The following is a 20,948-nucleotide window of genomic DNA, read 5'->3' on the forward strand; positions in this document are numbered from 1 at the left end:
CACCCCATTCGTTTCAAACCTTTGTTACCGATCATAATGATGAATATTGCATGCCCTTTTCAGGCACTGCAATACTCACTTTCTACTAAATTGTCGTCATCCTTAATTAAATATGAATAGCCTGTCCCACTACCGCATGCGCTGCTTCCATCATCGCTTCTGATACCGATGGGTGGGGATGGACAACCTGGGCAATCTCTGCTGCGGTAAATTCAAGATCAATATAAGCAGTCGCGGCACTGATTAATTCCGTCACGTGGGCTCCGACAAGATGGGTTCCCAGTATCTCACCATATTTTTTGTCGGCAACAATCTTTACAAAACCCGTTGTTTCATTCATTGCTACGGATTTCCCATTTGCTGCCAACGGGAATGTTCCCACCTTGACATCGTAGCCTGCTTCTTTGGCCTGTTCTTCGGTTAATCCAACACTGGCTACTTCGGGATAAGTATAGGTACATCTTGGCATATTTGAATAATTAAATTGCTTAACTGGTTTCCCCAGAATTGCGTGAACAGCCGCCAATGCCTGAGTTGACGCAACATGAGCCAGGGCCAGTTTTCCAGTCATATCGCCAATGGCGTAAATGGTCGGACAGGTTGTCAGTAAATGATCATCTACCTGTACTAATCCCCGCTCGGTCAGTTTCACGCCTGCTGCTTCCAGGCCAATATTCTCAACATTTGCCCGAACCCCAGCCGAAACAAGAATTTTATCACATGGGATTGACTCGGTTTTTCCTTTTTTCTCAATAACAAGGTTGAAACCATTTCCTTCAGCAGCTACAGAAACAACTTTACTATCAACTTTTACTTTTATGTCACGTTTTTTGAATGCTCTTTGAATTTCTTTTGAAACATCGGCATCTTCGTTTGGCAAAGCTCGAGGCAGCATTTCAACAACGGTTACCGCAGCCCCATAACTGGCCCAGATACTGGCAAATTCCATACCGATCGCCCCCGCTCCGACGACCACAAATCGCTCTCCCGGTTTGACTTCGCTCAATTCAAGGGCTTCTCGCGAGGTCATAATGTTAGGATTACTGTAATCAAATTGGGGAATTTTAAAGGCGCGAGCTCCGGTAGCAAGAATGATATTTTTTGTTTCGAAAATTTCACCAGTCGGCATCACTTTCACCCTGGTTCCAGTAATTAAACTTCCTTCACCCGGTATCACCGTCACGTTATTTTTTTTCATCAAACTTTTAATGCCCATGGTCAGTTTGCCACTCACTTCGCGACTGCGTTTCTGAGCCACTGAATAATCAGCTTTTATTTCATTGGTATTCAGACTGATTCCATATTTATTGGCTTCTTTTACCGTTCGGAGGATTTCGGCGTTTTGAACCAGTGCTTTTGTCGGTATACAGCCCCAATTTAAACAAACCCCTCCCAGATCGGCTTTTTCAACGAGTGCGGTGTGAAGGCCATGCTGGGCAGCATAAATTGCTGCCACATATCCCCCCGGACCGCCGCCGATAACAATTAGATCAAATTTATTCATCATTTATCTCCTGTTATGAATCATGCGTCAAGTTTAGCTCGCCCTGAACCGCTTACGGTTGTCTACATTAAGATTTTCATCGGGTCTTCTAACAGTTTTCCGATATAGGATACAAACTGTGCGGCATAATCCCCATCAACAATACGGTGATCAAAACTCAAAGTAATATTCATCATTGGACGGATGACGATTTCATCATCAATGACAACGGCTGACTTAATCGTTGCTGCTAACGCCAGAATCCCACATTCAGGCGGGTTAATCACTGCCCGAAAACTTGAAATTCCACGAGCACCAAGATTACTGATCGTAAACGTTCCCCCCGACAAGTCCCCTTGACTATTCGCTTGTTCTTTGGTACGGCTAACCAGGCCGGCAAATTCTTTTGCCAGTTCAACCACCCCTTTAGCGGCAACATTTTTAAGAACCGGCACCATCAAGCCTCGATCGGTGTTAACCGCAACGCCAATGTTGATATCTTCCATTTCGTAAATTTCCGTGCCATCAGCGGCCAGCTGCGTGTTCATCAAGGGGTATTCCTGTAAAGCCCGGGAACAGGCTTTGGCCACCATCTCATTGAAACCGACCTTGATATCGGCGATTTCATTCACCCGTTTGCGCCACTCAATGGCTTTGCTCATATCAACTGCCACCGTGAGAGCTGCCCATGGTTTTGTTACCACACTTTCAGTCAGCCGATTACCAATTTTTCGGCGCATGCCGTCATAAGGAGTTATTTTTCTGATTCCAGTTGCCGGCACAACCGTTGTTGCCGCTACGGCTGGTATGGCAATTGTTGGCGACTCTGAAATTACTTCTGGTTCATTTTCGTAAGCAAGAATATCAGACTTTGTGACGCGGATCCCCGTATATTTAACTTTAGCCAGATTGATCCCCAAATCTTTGGCCATTTTTTTAGCTAATGGTGAAACCGGAACCCGGTCTGTTGAGGCTGTTTCTGTCACCTCAGCTGATTGAACTGGTGCAATATCCACCGTTTCTATTGGTGCTGCCACAGCTCCGCCGCCACTAATTTCAGCGAGTAGACTATCAATATTTTCACCGGGAGCACCGACAATTGCCAGTGGTTTATGGCATTCGACGTTATCGCCCACTTGGGCAATAATTTTTAAAACGGTGCCCGTCTGGTCGGCCGGAATGTCCTGAACGTCTTTATCTGTTTCTGCAGCCAAAGCCATTTCACCAAATTTAACTTCGTCACCCTCGTTTACATACCATTCCGTGACCGTACCGTCAGTCATGTTAACGCCGATCTTTGGCATATTCATTAATTTTGCCATAATAAACACTCCTTCACAATTTATTCAAATGTTTTCCGTACTGCTGCGATAATATCTTCTTTTTTAGGTGTGCACATCGCTTCCAGACCTTCATTGTATGCTACTGGAGAGTTCTTGCTGCCAAGACGCTGAGGTGGTGCATCCAATAAATCAAAACCACGGTCAATGATTTCACCGACAATTTCGCCAGCAATAGATCCGCGAAGTGGTGCTTCGGTCACAACAACAACACGACTTGTCTTCTTGATCGATTCCATCACGGTATCATAATCCAACGGCAACAGCGATCGCAAATCGATGACTTCACAACTGATTCCATCTTTTTCTAATTCTTTAGCTGCTTCTTCTGCCACATAGGTCATATAGGAATATGCCACAATCGTGCAGTCGGTTCCCGTTTTGCGAATCGCTGCTTTTCCGATTGGAACCAGATATTCACCATCTGGAACTTCACCTTTTACTGAATAATTACGTTTATGTTCAAAGCAGATAACCGGTCCGTTATCACGAATGGCCGATTTAAGCATCCCTTTCATATCGTAGGGGGTAGACGGCGTTATGACCTTTAAGCCCGGTACATGGACAAACCAGTTTTCGTTGTTCTGTGAATGCTGAGCAGCGACGCCACCACCGACACCAAAAGGCGCCCGGATAACAATCGGCACGTTTGCCTGTCCGCCGAACATATAACATGTTTTTGCCGCCGTGTTGACAATGTTATCCATTGGCAGCGTGATCCAGTCGGCATATAATATTTCAACTAACGGACGCATCCCGGCAATCGCCGCGCCAACACCAAGACCCGTGAATGCGGCTTCTGAAATAGGGGTATCGATGACCCGTTTTTCGCCGTATTCATTCATTAGACCTTTTGTTATACCAAATGGATTTCCGCGCAGTCCTACATCGCAACCCATGATAAATACGTTTTCATCCAGGGCCATTTCTTCCCTTAATGCCTGAGTAATAGATTCTCTAAGTGTAATGATTGACATAATCTTTATCTCCTAATCTTCGTTTTAATAAGCTCACTAATTAATACAGTGTCTACTTGATAACTTCGCCATCAGTGTAAATGTAATCATAGAAAGTATCAGGAGAGGGTTCATGGCATTGCGTATCTGCGTATTCGATGGACGCCTCGACCTTTTTCATTGCTTCTGCTTCAATCGCTTCCAGTTCTTCCGGTGTGGCAAGCTTGTTTTTTACCATAAATTCGCCCATTCGTTTAATCGGTTCAATTTCCCAGTATTTATCACATACTGTCATATCACGGTACCAGCTATCATCAGTTGCATGATGTCCCAACATTCGCATCGTTTTACATTCAATAAAGGTCGGTCCTTCGCCCGCGCGGGCACGCTCAATGGCGGCTTTTGCGGTTTCCCAGATTTGATAAATATTATAACCATCACAGCGATAGCTGGGTATGCCAAAGCCTGTGCCCCGTTTGTAAAGATCAGGTTCACCGGTTATCCGGGCATAATCGGTAGCAATTGCCCATTGGTTGTTTTCGCAGACAAAAATCACCGGGAGTTTCCAGGCCGCGGCCATGTTCATCGATTCCGAAACGGAACCGGCATTGGCACCGCCATCGCCAAAGAACACAACGGTTACATCATCTGTTCCTTTGATCCAACTTTTTAACGCGCTGCCAACTGCTGGTGCTACTGCCGCTCCAACAATACCACTGGCACCAAGCATCCCAATGCTCATATCGCTGATGTGCATTGAACCACCACGACCCTTGTTATAACCTTCTTCTTTGCCAAACAATTCAGCCATCATCTTATTGATATTGCCACCTTTAGCAATTAAATGACCGTGGCCACGATGGGTAGAACCAACATAGTCTTCTTTTTTCAATTGCGTAATAATAGCGGTAGCTATCGCTTCCTCAGTAATATAAGGATGATAGTATCCGTGAACCTTATTCGCCATCCAAAGTGGCTTCACTGCTTCCTCAAACTTACGCATGAGCCACATGATACTATACATTCTGATTTGCTCGTCGCGATCCAGTCCTTCTGGACTATACATTTCTGCATAAGCATCAAATTCTTTTTTGAGTTCTTCAATACATTTGGAATCTTTCATTATTATTCTCCTCGTATTTTAATCATCGTTCACCAGTTTAATCATCAATAACTTGGCAGCAGACATTATTTTATTAATTCTGTTAGTCCCTCAGACTAAAGAATTGGATGTGTTGCTTCACTACTTTTTTCAATCCTTCTTTGGTAAAGGCATCCAGTTTAAGCGGATCATTCTGGTCAGGATTCATTTTTGTGTAGGTTACCATCCCCTGACAATATGCAATTTTAATTGCCGTTGAAATATTAACCTTTGAAGCCCCTAACGCAATCAGTTTATGAAACATTTCATCGGTTAATCCGGTACCGCCATGAAGCACCAATGGGCAGGATGAGAATTGATTGATTTCATCAAATAGATCATAATCGATATTGATTTCACCGGTGTAGACGCCGTGAGCCGTTCCCACGGCTGGCGCGAAAGCATCGATTCCGGTTTCTTTTAAAAAAATATGGCAATCTTCCGGCCGCGCATGGGCAGAATTTCCGGCTATTACCACAATATCATCTTCAACGCCGACAATAGCACCCAATTCACCTTCAACTGTCACCTTTTTATTTTTTGCATATGTTACAATTTCTTTGGTGTTTTTAATATTTTCTTCCAAAGTCAACTGCGAACCGTCATACATCACCGATGACCAGCCGCCATCAATGCAGGCTTTTGTAAATTCAACATCTGTCGAATGATCCAGATGGATCGCCACGTTCACCGTTGCATTCTCAGCGATTGGTTTTAAAAAACTCATCATTTCTTTGATCCCAAAAGCTTTTACCGTTTTTACCGATGTTTGAATGATAATCGGTTGTCCAAGTTCCTCAGCCGCTTCAACTGCCGCCTTCGCAGTAAGGTAATTAACGATATTAAACGCCCCAACTGCATAATGATTCTTTCTTGCGTCGCCAAGAATTGCTTCCATATTCACATAACTCATGATCATCACCTCTTTTCAAATAAATTTTCACGACATCATACATGAATATAATGGGTCATGACCACCTAGAACGAGTATAACATACTCCGTTTGAAAAATATATCATCTCTAATAACTTTTATTATTTTTGTCCATTAGCGGCATTCATAAATCGACGTTGATACGATACAACTTGATTGCAGGAAGTAAACCTTGCCAGGTATTTTGGCTCCGCCGTAACAACAACGCGGTGAACAAGGTCTTCAAATTCTTTTTCAACCAACAATTTGTCAATGTCCGGATAATTTAATTCACCTTCCATACTACAGATAATGAGTCTTGTGTCATCCAAATTCGTGTTTTTAAAAAGTCTTAAATTATGTCGCACACTATCTAATCCATCTGAGCCTTCAGGATCATCAAAGTGACGATATTTTAACATGTCTTCAGCCATTTTCTTAACCATCAGCAAGTCCATTTGAGTCTGATCCATATTCAGATAATCTTTTTCTAAAAACATATTCTGGATATTTTTTATAAATTTCAGATCACCCGTTGCGTTAAATTGCTTTAAATTCAGCGCCATGCTTTCTGATTGCATTAAGCGATGCCGAATGAAGCTGTTTACGAAATATGGTTTTGCCTGTAACGCTAACGCCGTCTGATAGGGTTCAAACATCAACGTAAAGTTCACCCTAAAACCATGTTCTTTGAGCATCAATGCCAGATTATGACCTCGGAAAGCGCCTTCCGTTGTCACATCCGTGAATGATTTGCCAAGCTTTTTATTTCCCGAAAGAAGTTCTGAAACGTTTACATTTGTGATCGGTCCAGTGTGTGGAACTTTTATAACCACTCGATATTCGGAAAGCATTTCCCTGAATTTCTCGGCTTCTTCCAGAAGCTCAGTATCCGACTTACCAAACGGATCATTGAGTTCAACACTGATGTCTGCTCCCGGTCCCAAGATCCGCCCGATTTCCTCCATTACTTCATCCCGTGTTTTGTATTGATTACCAATATTAGCCTTCGGGTTGTTGATAAACAAATCGTAGATAATACCAGGATTACACGTTAGATTAGCAATCATTTTACTGATCGGTTTTACCTCGTATGGGTTGGCAGAATCAGCTGAAAAAAGTACATTGGTTGGTCGTTTTTTGCCATTTTTATCATAAGAAATATCGCGGATCAAATCAGCTCTCAAGATCCCATTAGATTCCAGCCGATATTCTACCCGAAATCCCTCGGGGGTCTCATTTTCCGGCGTTCTAAATGTCGAAATAACTTTACTGAATTCCTTGGTTACGCCAATTTTTTTTACATGTTTCTTTAAAAAATCATATTCTCCTAAAGGCAAATCAAAATCAAGGACGCGATTAACATCGCTCTTTTGATCATCAATTAGTGAAACATCATCATTCAATAAGGTATTCAAGGTACAACTGACAGTCTTCATTATTTTTCTCCTCTAAATTTATTGTTATTATTTTTGAATCACATTTAAAATCCGGTCTACGACCTTTTCCCAGGTAAGACCGTAGGCATCCAGTAATTCGCGGTAGGGGCCGGTATTAATAGAGCCATCGGTAATACCAACAATATGAATCGAATTACCCTGTTTAACTGGACCCAATACTTCCATTACAGCACTGCCAAAACCGCCGATTTGCGAATGCTCTTCTAATGTAAATAAATATTTTGCGTCTTTATATGCGTCATATAGGAGCTCAGTATCCAATGGTTTTACCGTTGTAAAATTCAGAACTTTTACGCCATATCCCATTTCATCCAAGATTTTTCCCGTCATTAGACCATCAACCGTCAATGTTCCCGAAACTGCGATCACAATCTCATCTCCAGTATTCATTAACACTTCGCCTTTTCCCAATTTGAAATTGCGTTGCGACACTTCTAACGGTTCTGCCATCGGGTGGCGCGGCATTCTGATATAAACGGGCCCCCTGTGTTTAACTGCTTCCCGTAATGACATTTCGACTTCATATCCGTCACCGGGATTTAAGACCACCATGTTCGGTATGACGCGCATCAGTGCCAAATCTTCAATCGCCTGATGGGTTGATCCCAGTGCTGAATGTGACAAGCCGCTGCTGGAACCGATTACTTTTACATTCATATTAGCATAACCTAAATCGTTACGAACCTGCTCAAAAGCACGCATTGAGATGAACGGTGCAATCGCTGAGACAACCGGAATAGAACCACCTTCAGCTAACCCGGCACAAACACCAATGGCATTCTGTTCGTTGATCCCGACCTCTAAATATTGATGTGGCAACGCCTGCTTGAAGGGGTTCATACCCGATCCTGCTCCTGAATCACAAGACACCGCCAGAATACTCTCATTCTCTCTACCCAGTTCTAACAATACTTCCCCAAATACATCCCGTGGATTTCGCTGTTTAACTGTCATTTTATCCATCCTTTATCATTTGCATATCGTTCAAGCGCGTCCAGTGCATCTTTTGATTCCTGCGCATTTTTACCAGGATTCCAATGGTGATATTTCACATTTCCCTCAGCAAAAGGCATCCCTTTACTTTTAATGGTGTTTGTGATCACCATACTTGGCTTCCCTTTTTGAAAAGGGATCGCTTGAAAGGTATTTGAAAGCTCCTCAATATTATGGCCATCGATAACTTTAACCGACCACCCAAATGCAGAATACTTTTCCCTCAAATCACGGGTGTCTAAAACATCGCGGGTACTGCCATTAATTTGAAGACCGTTTCGATCAATGATACCAACTAGGTTGTCCAGGCCGTGATGACTTGCAAACATTGCCGCTTCCCAATTAGATCCTTCACCTTGTTCGCCATCCCCCATCAGAACAAAAACACGATTTTTTTCACCTTTAAGTTTTGCATTTAGAGCCATCCCAGCACCAATTGGCAAACCGTGTCCCAATGCACCAGAGCTAAAATCAACGCCATTGAATTTCTTCATGTCGGGATGACCGGGTACTTTTGATCCTAACTGATTGTATGTTTCCAAGACATCAGCTTTTTCAAATCCCTTTTCAATCAGGGTTCCATAAAGTGCCAGACATTTGTGACCCGCGCTGAGAACAAACCGATCACGACCGGACCATTTGGGCTCATCAACTTTGACATCCATAATATCAAAATACAAGGTCGCCAGAATATCCGTGCAAGACAATGATGGGCCAGCATGACCATCACCATTATTAATTACCGTGTTAACAATGTGTTTCCGAATATCAAATGCTTTTCTTTCGATGGTTTCTATTTGCATTGAACTCTCCTTAAATATTTATGTATAGCTCATACAAAAACAACAAACATTTTTGCAATTAACTAATACCTGTAATAATCGAGACAATTTTTCTTTAAAACGAAATTTTTCAAGATTAGGTCGAATAGCCTTGTCACATCAGTAGTGGTCATGACCAGTCCTTATATGTAGTATAGCATGGTTTGCTCTTTTGTCAATTTATTTTTCAAAAATGCTTGACTTTTATTTTTCAGTTATTGTTTCCTACATCTAAAGTACTTACGGGAAATTTTGATTTACAAGTTGATTCTGTCCAAAGATGAAAAGTCAAATCAAATCACACCAAACACTTTTAACGCAAATTTTTATAAATATTCAAAAATACTATGTCAAGTTTTGACAGAACAGGATATAATGTATTAAAGACAAATATCAACAAATCTTAGGAGGATACGAAATGGGCTTAAGATACTCGAGTAAAGTAATCGATGGAAAACTAAATATTAGAAATGATTATATCCAAACCGAGGGCGGTGATTTTCAGAAGCTGACAAAAAACTGGATTATAAAGGCCTACGAAAAAGCACAAGAACTTAATGACCTTGAATCAATGGAAAAACTGGAGCAACTAAAAATTGATATCTGGATTCCAGGGGAAAACAATGAGCTGGGAAAAAACGTGAGTTGGAGCTTAAAAGATGAGTTATAAATAATTCACGATCTGCTCTAAGCTTAGAATTATTTTTAATCAAACTAGTTTAACTCTCCATTAATTGGGTATTTTATTAAGATATAAATACTTAATAGGAGGGTTTTTTTATGAGACAAATTATGGGGATTCAGGTTGGTAATCGCGAAAGCGAAGCATTGAAGGTACAGGAATTGTTAACCAAAAATGGATGTATTATTAAAACACGTCTTGGTTTGCATGAATCTTCTGAAGAATTGTGCAGTATAACCGGACTGATTATTTTGGAGTTCTTGCCCGACAAGGAAGACGACATCGCCGTTATGGAAAAAGAATTAGCTGCCCTTAATACAATTGTAGTCAAAAAAATGGTTTTCTAGAACTCAAAAAAAGTTACTCAATTATGACTACAATTGGGTAACTTTCTTTGAAATAGAAGGAGTTGAAATGATCGACTTTAAAGCTTCACGCTTCATCATTACTGACAAAAAAAGCACTCTCATGATTCAGAAGAGTATCCAAGCTATGCTAAATGATCAGGAACAGGTGGTAGAATTTTATGTAGCGGATCGATTCCCTTTCCCTTCTGAGGTATTGTTTACCTCTAAACGGATTATTATTTGTACCTATGAAGATCCTGAGCTTCCAATTTTCACTTTTCTACCCTACTCAAAGTTTATTGCTTTTTCTGTAAAAAACTCAAATAATTATGATTTGGAAAATGAATTAGAATTATATAATTACTTTGTTGATAAAATTTCCTTCGAATTTCCAGGTAACTACAACTTAAGCCTCATTATTAAATTAATCGGCAATGCAATCGGTTAGGGTGTTGTGCTGCACCCTAACGTGATTTTTTCATCCGTAAGTACCACAAAAATATGGCGTATAGCAAGTTTGATCTACCAAACCTGCTATACGCCATCTACTTGAGCTACATACTATTTACTTGACATATAAAAGTGCTTTCACGATAATGCAAAGGCATATAATTTAATATTTTTTGACACTTGATCAATAAACTTTGGAGGTTTTATTCCTGCACAGCTTCTAACTCATCTTCTGTGACTGTATCTTCTAATCGCATTTCATTTATCAGCAATACAATTTTATCCGCTTCAATTTCTGATTCAATGCCTTTGGGATAATTAATATCGCCAACACAGATTTTGTCGTTTAAATTAAGATCCGTTACATCGATTTCAAGATAATCCGGTATATCCTGTGGCAATCCTGTCACAAGAATTTTGTCCATTTGCTGCACAAAATTTAGTTCTCTTAATTCGATTGCTTCCCTGCCGATTATTTTAATATTAAGATCAAACTTAATGGGTTCGGTAATCGATACCTCCTGAAAAACAACATTTAAAATTTCACCTTTAATTGGCGCATGTTGAATTTCTTTTATCATTGCAGCATATGATTCCTGCCCCTCAAGATCAAGCGTAAATAAATAATTCTTCCCATATTTATGAATGTTTTTTACTAATTCATCTTTACTTATTTTTACTGAAACGGATTCCAGACCTTTTCGATTGATCGCACCGGGAATATAACCAATTTTCCTTAGTTTTTTTCCTGCACTGCCACTCATTTTTTCTCTTTTTTCTATTGCAATTGTTACTTTTTCGTTCATATTATTTTCTCCTTTTAATAAACTCTCACATCGTATTGTTCGTATTGTCTTATTTGATAACTATCAATTAAGATCCTGCCAAATTATTCATATTAATGTATTTCTACTACGTTCTTTTAATTATACCAAACATATGAATCAATATCAAGTTTTTTAAGAAAAAAGCAACAGTACGCTAACAATGCCCTGCTCATGGGCTTCCCAAAGATGCCACCGACCAATAAAGCAGGTATCAAACTCTCCCTGAAACAGGTATTCTAGAACATACGAAGGAAGACAGACGTAAAATCCAGTTCAGAAAAACCCATTATCTTATTACATTTTATTATATCAGACGTTGGCTGAATTTTTCGTCAACTTCTTTTTATCAGAAGCTACAGAATGTGTTGTTGTAAAGTCTCAGCTGAATTTTGAGCCGGGAAAATTGAGTAAATAGCATTCAAGCACAAAATTAAAATAAGCGTTCTAATGAATACTTTTTTATATAAATCAAATTATACAATCTATCCCCCTTCTTATTTTTTCGACAGCTTCTATCGCATTGTAAGAACTCCTGACTAGAGATGAACTTGCTACAAACTTTATTCCTTTACTTTCTCCTATTTCTCTATAAGCATCAAATTTTTCCTGCGTAATGTATTCTTTAACACCGATGTGTTTTTTACTTGGTCTTAAATATTGTCCGATTGTTAAGATATCACAATTTATTTCGACTAAATGGTCCATTACTTTGTACACTTCTTTTTCAGTTTCTCCCAGCCCAACCATAATTCCAGTTTTACTTATAATATTTGGCGCCTCATCTTTTATATGTTTTAGTAAAATCAATGATCTAAAATACTGAGCACTTGGTCTTACCGAGTGATATAGAGATGGAACTGTTTCAAGATTATGATTAATTACATCCGGCTCTGCTAGTATTATTTTTTCGATATCTCTCATGTTTCCCTGAAGATCTGGTATCAATACTTCAATTGTCGAATCAGGCATAACTCTTTTTACTGCACTAATGGTTTTAGCAAAATGCAATGCCCCGCCATCTTCTAGATCATCACGGGTTACTGAAGTTATTACAATGTGTTTTAGACCAATTTCTTTTACAGCCGCTGCAACATTTTCTGGTTCAGCTAGATCCAATGGTGAAGGCTTTCCAGTAAAAACTGCACAATATCTGCAGTTCCGTGTACAAATATTGCCCATAATCATAAATGTTGCAGTCTTTTTCTTGTAACATTCTCCCATATTTGGACAAGCGGCCTCATTGCATACGGTATTCAGGGACAAATCGGTTAATATTTTATTCATTTTTGAAATTGATTCCATATCATAACTTCGTCTTAATACTACTGGTAACTTTTCTTTCATTTTTTACACTTATATAATGAGAATTTAAACTTCTCCCTATATATTCCTTATTTATTCAATTAAGACTTTTTTAAAAAGCCCATAAAATCTCAACCTAGGATTAAACAGTTTCAAACTTTGTGAACACTTCTTTTATGAACATCATGCAATGCTTCCATGATTCCTTCACACAATGTCGGATGCGGAAAAATTGACTGGCCAACCTGTTTCGCTGTTAATCCAAGATCAATCGCTAATGTTAATACTTGAAGCATATCGGTTCCATGTGCTCCGACAATCTCTCCACCGATGATTTCATCTTTTTGATTCACAATAACCTTTACAAAACCCGTCGTTTTGTCTGAAGCTTTCGCCTTACCAAGTCCGGCAAAATTATATGAACCGATTGTATAAAGAATGCTCTGATTTTTAGCCTGCTCTTCTGTCATTCCCACACATGCAATCTCCGGATCAGTGTATACGCAACGAGGAACCGCTTTATAATTGATCTCGATACCATCTCCGCAGATATCATCTACCGCGGTTAATGCTTCTTTTGACGCGACATGTGCTAATTGTGGAGAATTAACAATATCACCAATGGCATAGATACCCTCAACACTGGTGCGCATCTTTTTATCCACTTCAATCAACCCACGTTCCGATACCAAAATATCTGTATTTTCAAGTCCTAAATCAACCGTAAATGGCTGTCTGCCGATTGAAATCAATAGCTTTTCTGCTTCAATTGCTACGCCATCTTGAAGTATTACTTGAACCCCCGACTCCGTTACATTTACTGATTCAACCTTTTTCTTTGTGATGACTTTGATCTTTTCTTTTTTAAATTGACGTTCCAGCTGTTTAGCAACATCATCGTCTTCGAAAGGCAGTAAATGTTCCATTAATTCGACAATCGTAACCTCAGTTCCCATCCGTTTCAAAAATTGACCAATTTCACAACCGATAACTCCACCGCCAACAATAATAATTGATTTCGGCTGTTCATCCAGTTCCAGAATTTCATCACTCGTTACAACACTGTTTTTGTTATAATTTAAGAATGATGGTTTACTCGGTACTGAACCCGTTGCCAGAATAATTTTATCAGTTGAAATTTCTTCTCGTGCCCCATCAGTTTTATGAACAATGACTGTGTTATTATTCTTAAGCTGACCAATGCCATTAATAATATTGACACCATTGGCCTTCATTAAATAATCGATCCCATTGATCAAGCCGTTCACTACCGCATTTTTCCGATCAAATGCATATCCGAAATTATTACTGACTGCTTGTGTTTCTATTCCAAAAACTGAAGCTTTCTTTACCGTTGCTAAAGTATCCGTCACAGCTAGTAGTGCTTTTGTCGGTATACAACCTTTGTTTAAACAGGTTCCTCCCAATTTTTCCTTTTCAATGAGGATAACCTCACATCCACGTTTAGCGGCATAAATTGCTGCTTCATAACCTCCGGGGCCAGCTCCAATCACTACAACTTTCATTATTTCTCCTCTTTAAGTCAAGCACCAATTTTAGGATACTTGCATATTATTTTTAATCAAATAGTTCGAGTAACTTACTTATCTTCAAGTCCCATTTCTACTTCCGTTACCTTTCCTCTGACCAGTTCCTCGGATAAAAACATCTGCCCACAGATGGGACAGGTTGGGACCTTAGTACTGAAATTAAAGCCCAGATATGAAAAATTATTTGTGTGCATTTCTAGCGGGACATTGCATTTCAGACAAATCAATGTCGAAATTTTTTCAATTGCACTCATCGGCTGTCCTCCTCTATAATGAGGCGGTGACTATAAACAGTTTCCAGCCTGATCCCATCTCTTTCAGGCTTGTACATTACCCAAAAAGTGATGTTTCCATCCTGGTGATGACCTACAAAATTGCCTGCTGACATATCCATGATCTTTTTCCCTGTTGACTCGCAATATTCGATCGTTCTCTGAACATCTTCCATCAGAATGAAATTTCTGTCCATTTTGTCATAAACTTCTGGAGCAATGAATACCTTGATATTCTTCTTGATCTGCTTATCTTCGGGCTTTATCTTTATTGCTTCTTTCTCTATCTGAAGCACCTTTTTTAGCTTAATTCGGTTTTCTCTGCGCTGAGTCAGTGTCGGCGGCTTTCTGGCTGCTCTGGCCTCGATATCATTGCCGAATAGCAGATCAAGAATGTGAACTGCTGATTTGCCAGCTGCTGCAAAAGTATCTCGACAATTGATACAGTAGGTAACATAATCATTCGATGTCGCTTCCACCCGGATATTCACAATTTTATCAAAAAGGGACCGGTTTACAGCCTGAATCTGTCCACCGTATCCGCAACACTGAGCCCACTCTGAACTGTAGGGCATTTCCTCCAGCTCGTAGCCTGAATTTTTCAGAATAATTCTTATACTATTCTGGGCTTCAGGATCATAACGACTGGCACAGGGGTCAAATACGGTCATCTTTTTACATGCAGCGATTTTTCTGTTTGCACCGTTTTCTTTCTCTGCCATCACACGCCAAAGTGACTGCACCTGAATTTCGGGAAGATATTTCCCGAACATTTTTCTGCAGGATGGACAGGCCAGGATTACTTCCGGTCTGCCCTGATCTTCCCAAATATTTTTGATTCCATCAATCACTACCGAATGTTCTTTTTCTCTACCTGCCCATTCGGCCGGAGCACCACAGCATCCGATCATCATTGCGGGTTCGTCCTCAAGATGCTTTTTTAGATAGGTATAGGCATTTATGACATAATCCGGATCAGAGCCTCCCAGCTGACACCCTGGAAAAAAAAGATAGCTGCTTTTATCACCGCCATTGGCATTTATCGTCATAAAGGCTGCTTCCGAGTTGGAAAATTCCATGTCCCTCATCCAAAAATCGTGAAAAGCCGGTGGCAGTTTTCCTCCTTTATGAAGAGTTCTTCGACTGGACATAAACAGTTCTTCAAAATCAAGGTTTTCCGGACATACCTCTTTGCACAAACCACAGCCATTACATGAGTTGATCTCCCGGGAAGCAACATTTGTTGTGAACGCTTTCACGATGTTCATCGAAGCCTCAACGTCATCGATGAGTTTTTTAGGATCTTTTTCAAAAAACGACAGCATCTCACAGGATGTCATACACATATCGCACCCGCATTGGAGACATCTCTTTGCTTCTGCAATCGCTTCCTGCTCAGTATATGATTCAAGATTTCCAGGCACTATCCGCTCTTCCATCACTACTCCGCTAATATCCACACTCAGTCGTGATGGAACTACCTCATCACAGCCCGCAGCCCCGCCCATTGTTCCAATCTTGAGATAGGATTCAATGGATTGCGCTGCACGAATCCCTTCCCGTATGGAAATCAAAACAGGACTTCCGATTCCCTGCATTGCACTTTTGCTGCCAAAAACACCATTCATCAGTGTTCCCAGAGAAACCGGGTCAAATCCTTCATCTAAACCAAAAGCATTGCCCCCCCGTCCCGTTGCAATGTAAAGAGCATCAAATTCAATTTCATCAAAAGTGCTTATTCTTGTGTCTAAATATAATTTGATGCCGTCTTCCTTGATGATTTGTCCTAATTCTTTTTCAATAATCGAGATCGGTATTAGACCTTTTGATTTCCTTAAGTTTCCTCCTAAGCCATGTTTTTCTTCATAAAGATGAACATCGTAACCTTTTCTAGCCAGTTTGACGGCACAGCTCAGTCCCCCAAGTCCCCCACCGATAACGGCAATACATTTTTTCTTTCGGGAGATATAATATCCTGTACTTTTTTTTGTGGCAGTGTAATCACAGCAAGCTTTCTCAAGCATTTTTACCGATACTGCTTGATCTATTTTTTTTCTTAAACAGACAGTTTTACAGGGTTCGTCACAAAGTCTACTAACGATTTCCGGAAAGAGCACCTGATTTCTGTAATATTTATATGCCCCCTTGAAATCTCCTGAAGTAATCCTAGCTATCATTTTTTTTACATCAACACCGAGGGGGCACTGGTTAGTACAAAATACCGGCTCATCTCTGGTGCATTTTTCTTTTAAATTTTCGAGTTTCGTCATATCCATAGCAATGTCCTCATCAGTTTAATTTCAAGGAATTCATAATAGCAGCATTATAAATTAATGTATTGCCACTGTTATCTCGTCAAAATATTAATTCATCTTTAGTGGATTACCCTACAATCACTGGGTTTGCTTTAATGTAATCAATTGTCTCGTGCAAATCAGAACCAAGGAAATATTTCTTTTCTTCTATTTCACGGCCTTCAGCTTTCGCTGCTAACAACGCCTTTACCTTTTCTGGTCGGGCTGGCAATTCTTTAATTCTCACGCCGCAGGCATTGTAAATGCCATTAATAACAGCAACATGAGGCGAACTCTGAAAAGCTTCTGCACAGCCAGACGAACCATGAGGTCCTGACGGTCTCGGCGTTTCGATAAATTCAGCTGTCATATTATCTGGTATTGTATTAATGAATGGAAATCCGCTGCCAATAAGACTAGTATGTTTTTGAATATCCTCGTAATCCTCTGATAACGCCATCCCGATTCCGTGTTCCATTCCCCCAAAAGCCTGACCTTCAACTGCTAAAAAGTTACCAACCACACCAACATCGGCAATACATTTTATGCTCAGTACTTTGGTCTTTCCAGTAGCCACTTCAACCTCAACCTCTGCCATAAATACGCCGAAAGTATACTCAGCGGTGGGATTTCCCTGACCAGTATTCGGATCAAGATCCGTCGTATGTCCGGTCGTATCCGAGATTCCTAAATATTTTGTAGGAATTCCGGCACTGACCATTTCATCATAGGTTCGGTAAGTTCCATCTTCTTTACGCATGGCGTTCATCAGTTGCTCAGCCGCATTAATCGTTGCATTACCGGCCATGTAGTGGGAACGACTCCCCGCTGCCGGTCCAGTGATCGGTGCCAGGGCGGTATCATTCATACACAGACTGATCTGATCCGGTCGCAATCCCAGCGGTCTTAGTGCTTCATGGGTATGAGCAAGCGTACCAATATCTGCTCCCTGGCCCTGATCCTCCCATGTGTTATAATGCGTCACGGTTCCATCAGGATTGAGTCCTAACGCAACCTCGGCATGATCATTCGGGCCGCTGGTGACATTGTATTCTCCGCAGGCAATCCCCACACCTCTTTTTCGTTCAGGAGTGGATTCTTTTTTTGCGCTTTCTAATGCTTCCCGGTAACTGGGTCTCAGCTTATCCAAAATCTCAACCATCGGATAAACGTCGAATTGATTACCGTTCAGGCTTTCATCCCCTTCTCTGTAGACATTGATATAGCGAAACTCCAACGGATCCATGCCAATTTTTTCCGCCAGCATATCCATGAGCTGTTCCGAACAGGTATAACACTGAGGAGACCCAAACCCCCGATAGGCTGTGGAATTTGTATGGTTGGAAATAACCGTTTTGGAGAGACCCATGGCATTGGGTATGGTATAGGGAGCCCCCATGAAGCGAAGACCTTTTTGAACCAGTATGCCTGCTGTCTCGGTATAGGCGCCTTTATCATAAGCTATTTCATATTCGATTGCTGTCAGCTTTCCTTTTTCATCACAGGCAAGTTTTGCATTTGAGAAAGCTGGTGCACGCTTCCCAGTAATATGCTGATGTTCTTCATAGCTGAGCGTAACCGTCACTGGTTTTTCAGTAGCCATGGCTGCAACTGCCGCGATGGCCGGCATGAGTGGTGAAATTGCATATCCAAAACTTGCCCCTGTCGGATTTTCAATAATTCTAATATTCTCCACTGGGAACCCAATGCCGGCAGCGATAACTCCTTTTGTGAGGCCAAGTGCCAAACTCTTGCATTGTACCGTAAGTCGGCCTTCTTCGTCAAAATATGCCTGATTGGTATCCGGCTCAATGACAAGGTGTGGCTGACGTTGAGAATAGAAACTGCCTTTAACAACATGAGCCGAATTCTTAATCACTTCTCTGGTATCCTGACCTTTAACAATGGGTGCTTCGATATAAATATTCGGATATTCAGGATTGACCTGGGGTGCATCAATTGCCATGGTTTCAAGGATATTTAAATATTCTGGTAGTTGTTCATATGCAAAGGTTACTTTTTTTGCCGCTTCCCGGGCTTCTTTCTTGGTTCGTGCGGCAACAACAGCAATAATATCGCCGTATCTATATATCTTGTCTGACACTAAAATTGAATGATCAAATCCATTTGCCTTAGCCCATGGATTGGCAATTGGAAAGGTGATTCGATTAATTCCTTGAACATCTTTATGGGTTATTACTTTTTCGACTCCTGGCATCTTTTCTGCCTCCGACGTATCGATCGATACCAGTTTGGCATGAGAAACCTGTGCTATGACAACCGCAAGATGTAATGCATCCGGCATCTTCATGCCGATATCATCACCGTAATCACAGGTACCCGTTACTTTAGCCAAAGCCGCTGGTCTTGGATACCTTGTGTTATAGATTCTCCCATCTTCAGGAATATCAAAACTTAGCTCTTCCATGGTCATTTCACCACGGATTACTTTTGCCGCCGCCATTACGGCATCAACAAGTGGTACATATCCGGTACACCGACACGCATTACGATGCTTTTGAAACCAGTCTCTTACTTCCTGTCTAGTCGGATTATGATTGGTATCAAGAAGACCTTTCGCCGAAACGATAAATCCGGGGGTACAAAATCCACACTGTACCCCGCCATAAACGATCCAGGCCAACTGAAGAGGATGCAGGTTTGTTGGTGACCCGATTCCTTCAATTGTCGTAATTGCACTGCCGTCATCAATATTTTTCATTTTTTTTGCACAGGAACGAATAACCTTTCCATTAAGAATAACTGAACACGCGCCGCATTGGCCGGTTCCGCAACCTACCTTGGTACCCGTTAAACCAATGCGTCTTAAAACATCAGAGAGTGTATCTGATTCTTGATCACAAATCAGCATCCGTTCTGCGCCATTAATTAACAACATCATTTTTCTTTTAGCCATTTTTTCTCCTCATATTGTATTAGATTTCTATTCTGCTAATTCATAGGTTCGGTCAATAATCCATTTTGCTCCGTCGTCATCAAGTTTTCTTGGACAGAAATTTACCATAATGTCTTTAAATGCTAATGGTATTATTTTTTCATAAGCGACTTGTTTATCAGGAACGAATTCGGTGATATCCGGTATCCCAACCGAGCGATACATTTGATGAATAGTTTCTGAAGTCTTCTTCGCAATTGACTCCGTGCTATCGGTGTCTTTATAATTGACATCCAGTAAATCTGCAATTTTAATTATTTCTTTGGGACATTCTTCAACCACAAATTCAAGACATGCAGGCGTAAAGATGGCACAACTAACGTCATGAGGTACGTGGAAAATGGCTCCCATCGAATGCGCAAATGCATGGCTCATTGAACATTTTGCATTTGCTAATGCAATACCACCCAAATTTGACGCTAAATGCATCTCGGTACGAGCTTCCAGATCTTTGCCATTTTCGATGACTTTTTTATAACTGTTTTTCATTAATCGGATGGCTTCATATGATATACTTTGAGTAATCAAATTTGTCATATTGGATGTTATTGCATCAATTGCATGAGCGAGAACATCAAAAGCACACGCTGCCGTGACCTTAGGCGGCACACCTAGAACAAGTTCTGGATCAATCAGAGCCATATCTGGCATGGTTCCCATCCCGATAACGACTCGCTTCGAGCCACTTTCTGTATCAGTGATTACACTTCCCTTAGAAGCTTCACTACCAGTTCCAGATGTTGTTGGAATTGCAATCATCGGTACGCCTGATTTTTGGGGAAATGATAAGTCATAAAAGCTCTGAAGCGATTCATCGTTATTCAGCAATAATTTAACCCCCTTTCCTGCATCAATACTGCTGCCGCCACCAATTGCAACTACGCCATCAACTTTCTCTTTTTTAGCAAAGTCTACAATTTCTGTGATAATCAAATCCGTCGGATCAGCCTCGACTCTATTACTTGTGACTACTTCTATCCCTTCATGTCGAATAGCGTCGATTATTTTTTCGGTTATTCCAGCCGCCTCAACGCCTTTATCATACATGACCAGGACTTTAGTGCATCCCAGTTCTTTTAGTTTTTCACCTGTTTTACTTGAAATTCCTACATCAATAAACTGTGGTATTAACATCATGAATGCGTTCGTCTTCATCTTATTG

Annotated in this window: 18 protein-coding genes; 3 read left to right on the top strand and 15 right to left on the bottom strand. The window is 40.7% G+C overall.

Translation table 11 applies throughout. The features are described from left to right. Nucleotides 1–106 precede the first annotated feature (106 nt). From lpdA (ACIZ62_RS13415) to ACIZ62_RS13450, 8 genes are all read right to left on the bottom strand, one after another. Nucleotides 107–1,504, bottom strand: a complete 1,398-nt coding sequence (gene lpdA / locus ACIZ62_RS13415) for a dihydrolipoyl dehydrogenase (protein WP_111889357.1) — start codon at nt 1,502–1,504, stop codon at nt 107–109. 62 nt (nt 1,505–1,566) lie between these two features. Further along, nucleotides 1,567–2,805: a dihydrolipoamide acetyltransferase family protein gene (locus ACIZ62_RS13420; RefSeq protein WP_111889356.1), complete on the bottom strand. Its 1,239-nt coding sequence runs from the start codon at nt 2,803–2,805 to the stop codon at nt 1,567–1,569. A 20-nt stretch (nt 2,806–2,825) separates the two neighbouring features. Beyond that, nucleotides 2,826–3,800 (bottom strand): alpha-ketoacid dehydrogenase subunit beta, encoded by a 975-nt coding sequence (locus ACIZ62_RS13425; RefSeq protein WP_111889355.1) that lies wholly within the window; start codon nt 3,798–3,800, stop codon nt 2,826–2,828. A 52-nt stretch (nt 3,801–3,852) separates the two neighbouring features. Then, nucleotides 3,853–4,902, bottom strand: a complete 1,050-nt coding sequence (locus ACIZ62_RS13430) for a thiamine pyrophosphate-dependent dehydrogenase E1 component subunit alpha (protein ID WP_111889354.1) — start codon at nt 4,900–4,902, stop codon at nt 3,853–3,855. 82 nt (nt 4,903–4,984) lie between these two features. Further along, a complete protein-coding gene (locus tag ACIZ62_RS13435) occupies nt 4,985–5,833 on the bottom strand; it encodes a class II fructose-bisphosphate aldolase (RefSeq protein ID WP_111889353.1) in 849 nt (282 codons plus the stop codon). Nucleotides 5,834–5,954: 121 nt separating this feature from the next. After that, nucleotides 5,955–7,271: a transaldolase family protein gene (locus ACIZ62_RS13440; RefSeq protein WP_111889352.1), complete on the bottom strand. Its 1,317-nt coding sequence runs from the start codon at nt 7,269–7,271 to the stop codon at nt 5,955–5,957. Nucleotides 7,272–7,298: 27 nt separating this feature from the next. Beyond that, nucleotides 7,299–8,246, bottom strand: coding sequence for a transketolase family protein (locus tag ACIZ62_RS13445; protein WP_111889351.1), 948 nt, complete (start codon nt 8,244–8,246; stop codon nt 7,299–7,301). Next, nucleotides 8,243–9,088 (bottom strand): transketolase, encoded by an 846-nt coding sequence (locus ACIZ62_RS13450; protein WP_111889350.1) that lies wholly within the window; start codon nt 9,086–9,088, stop codon nt 8,243–8,245. The genes ACIZ62_RS13445 and ACIZ62_RS13450 overlap by 4 nt, the downstream gene beginning before the upstream one ends. Before the next feature lie 436 nt (nt 9,089–9,524). On the opposite strand from ACIZ62_RS13450, the gene ACIZ62_RS13455 reads away from it, so the two are divergent. The 3 genes from ACIZ62_RS13455 (at nt 9,525) to ACIZ62_RS13465 (ending at nt 10,583) form a co-directional block, all read left to right on the top strand. Beyond that, nucleotides 9,525–9,776, top strand: a complete 252-nt coding sequence (locus ACIZ62_RS13455) for a hypothetical protein (protein ID WP_111889349.1) — start codon at nt 9,525–9,527, stop codon at nt 9,774–9,776. 110 nt (nt 9,777–9,886) lie between these two features. Next, nucleotides 9,887–10,135, top strand: a complete 249-nt coding sequence (locus ACIZ62_RS13460) for a hypothetical protein (RefSeq protein ID WP_111889348.1) — start codon at nt 9,887–9,889, stop codon at nt 10,133–10,135. A gap of 67 nt (nt 10,136–10,202) precedes the next feature. Further along, complete coding sequence (locus ACIZ62_RS13465; protein ID WP_111889347.1) at nt 10,203–10,583, top strand: PH domain-containing protein; 381 nt, start codon at nt 10,203–10,205, stop codon at nt 10,581–10,583. A 205-nt stretch (nt 10,584–10,788) separates the two neighbouring features. On the opposite strand, the gene ACIZ62_RS13470 is transcribed toward ACIZ62_RS13465, so the two are convergent. The 7 genes from ACIZ62_RS13470 to ACIZ62_RS13500 all read right to left on the bottom strand — a co-directional run bounded on the left by ACIZ62_RS13470 (nt 10,789) and on the right by ACIZ62_RS13500 (nt 20,941). Continuing rightward, nucleotides 10,789–11,391 carry a 50S ribosomal protein L25 gene (locus ACIZ62_RS13470; RefSeq protein ID WP_111889346.1) on the bottom strand — a complete coding sequence of 201 codons (603 nt, stop codon included), beginning with the start codon at nt 11,389–11,391 and terminating at the stop codon, nt 10,789–10,791. Nucleotides 11,392–11,880: 489 nt separating this feature from the next. Then, complete coding sequence (gene lipA, locus ACIZ62_RS13475) at nt 11,881–12,756, bottom strand: lipoyl synthase (RefSeq protein ID WP_111889345.1); 876 nt, start codon at nt 12,754–12,756, stop codon at nt 11,881–11,883. A gap of 110 nt (nt 12,757–12,866) precedes the next feature. After that, the gene (lpdA, locus tag ACIZ62_RS13480; protein ID WP_414150363.1) at nt 12,867–14,240 is read right to left on the bottom strand and encodes a dihydrolipoyl dehydrogenase; all 1,374 of its coding nucleotides are present in this window, start codon (nt 14,238–14,240) and stop codon (nt 12,867–12,869) included. A 74-nt stretch (nt 14,241–14,314) separates the two neighbouring features. After that, nucleotides 14,315–14,518, bottom strand: coding sequence for a DVU_1557 family redox protein (locus tag ACIZ62_RS13485; protein ID WP_111889343.1), 204 nt, complete (start codon nt 14,516–14,518; stop codon nt 14,315–14,317). Continuing rightward, nucleotides 14,515–16,812 (bottom strand): pyridine nucleotide-disulfide oxidoreductase/dicluster-binding protein, encoded by a 2,298-nt coding sequence (locus ACIZ62_RS13490; RefSeq protein WP_414150364.1) that lies wholly within the window; start codon nt 16,810–16,812, stop codon nt 14,515–14,517. Before ACIZ62_RS13490 ends, ACIZ62_RS13485 begins: the two co-directional genes overlap by 4 nt. A 106-nt stretch (nt 16,813–16,918) precedes the next feature. After that, complete coding sequence (locus tag ACIZ62_RS13495; RefSeq protein WP_111889341.1) at nt 16,919–19,747, bottom strand: molybdopterin-dependent aldehyde oxidoreductase; 2,829 nt, start codon at nt 19,745–19,747, stop codon at nt 16,919–16,921. A 27-nt stretch (nt 19,748–19,774) separates the two neighbouring features. Then, nucleotides 19,775–20,941, bottom strand: a complete 1,167-nt coding sequence (locus tag ACIZ62_RS13500; protein ID WP_414150365.1) for an iron-containing alcohol dehydrogenase — start codon at nt 20,939–20,941, stop codon at nt 19,775–19,777. Nucleotides 20,942–20,948: the final 7 nt, after the last annotated feature.

Source organism: Acetobacterium carbinolicum (genome assembly GCF_047456275.1).
Taxonomy (GTDB): Bacteria; Bacillota; Clostridia; order Eubacteriales; family Eubacteriaceae; genus Acetobacterium; species Acetobacterium carbinolicum.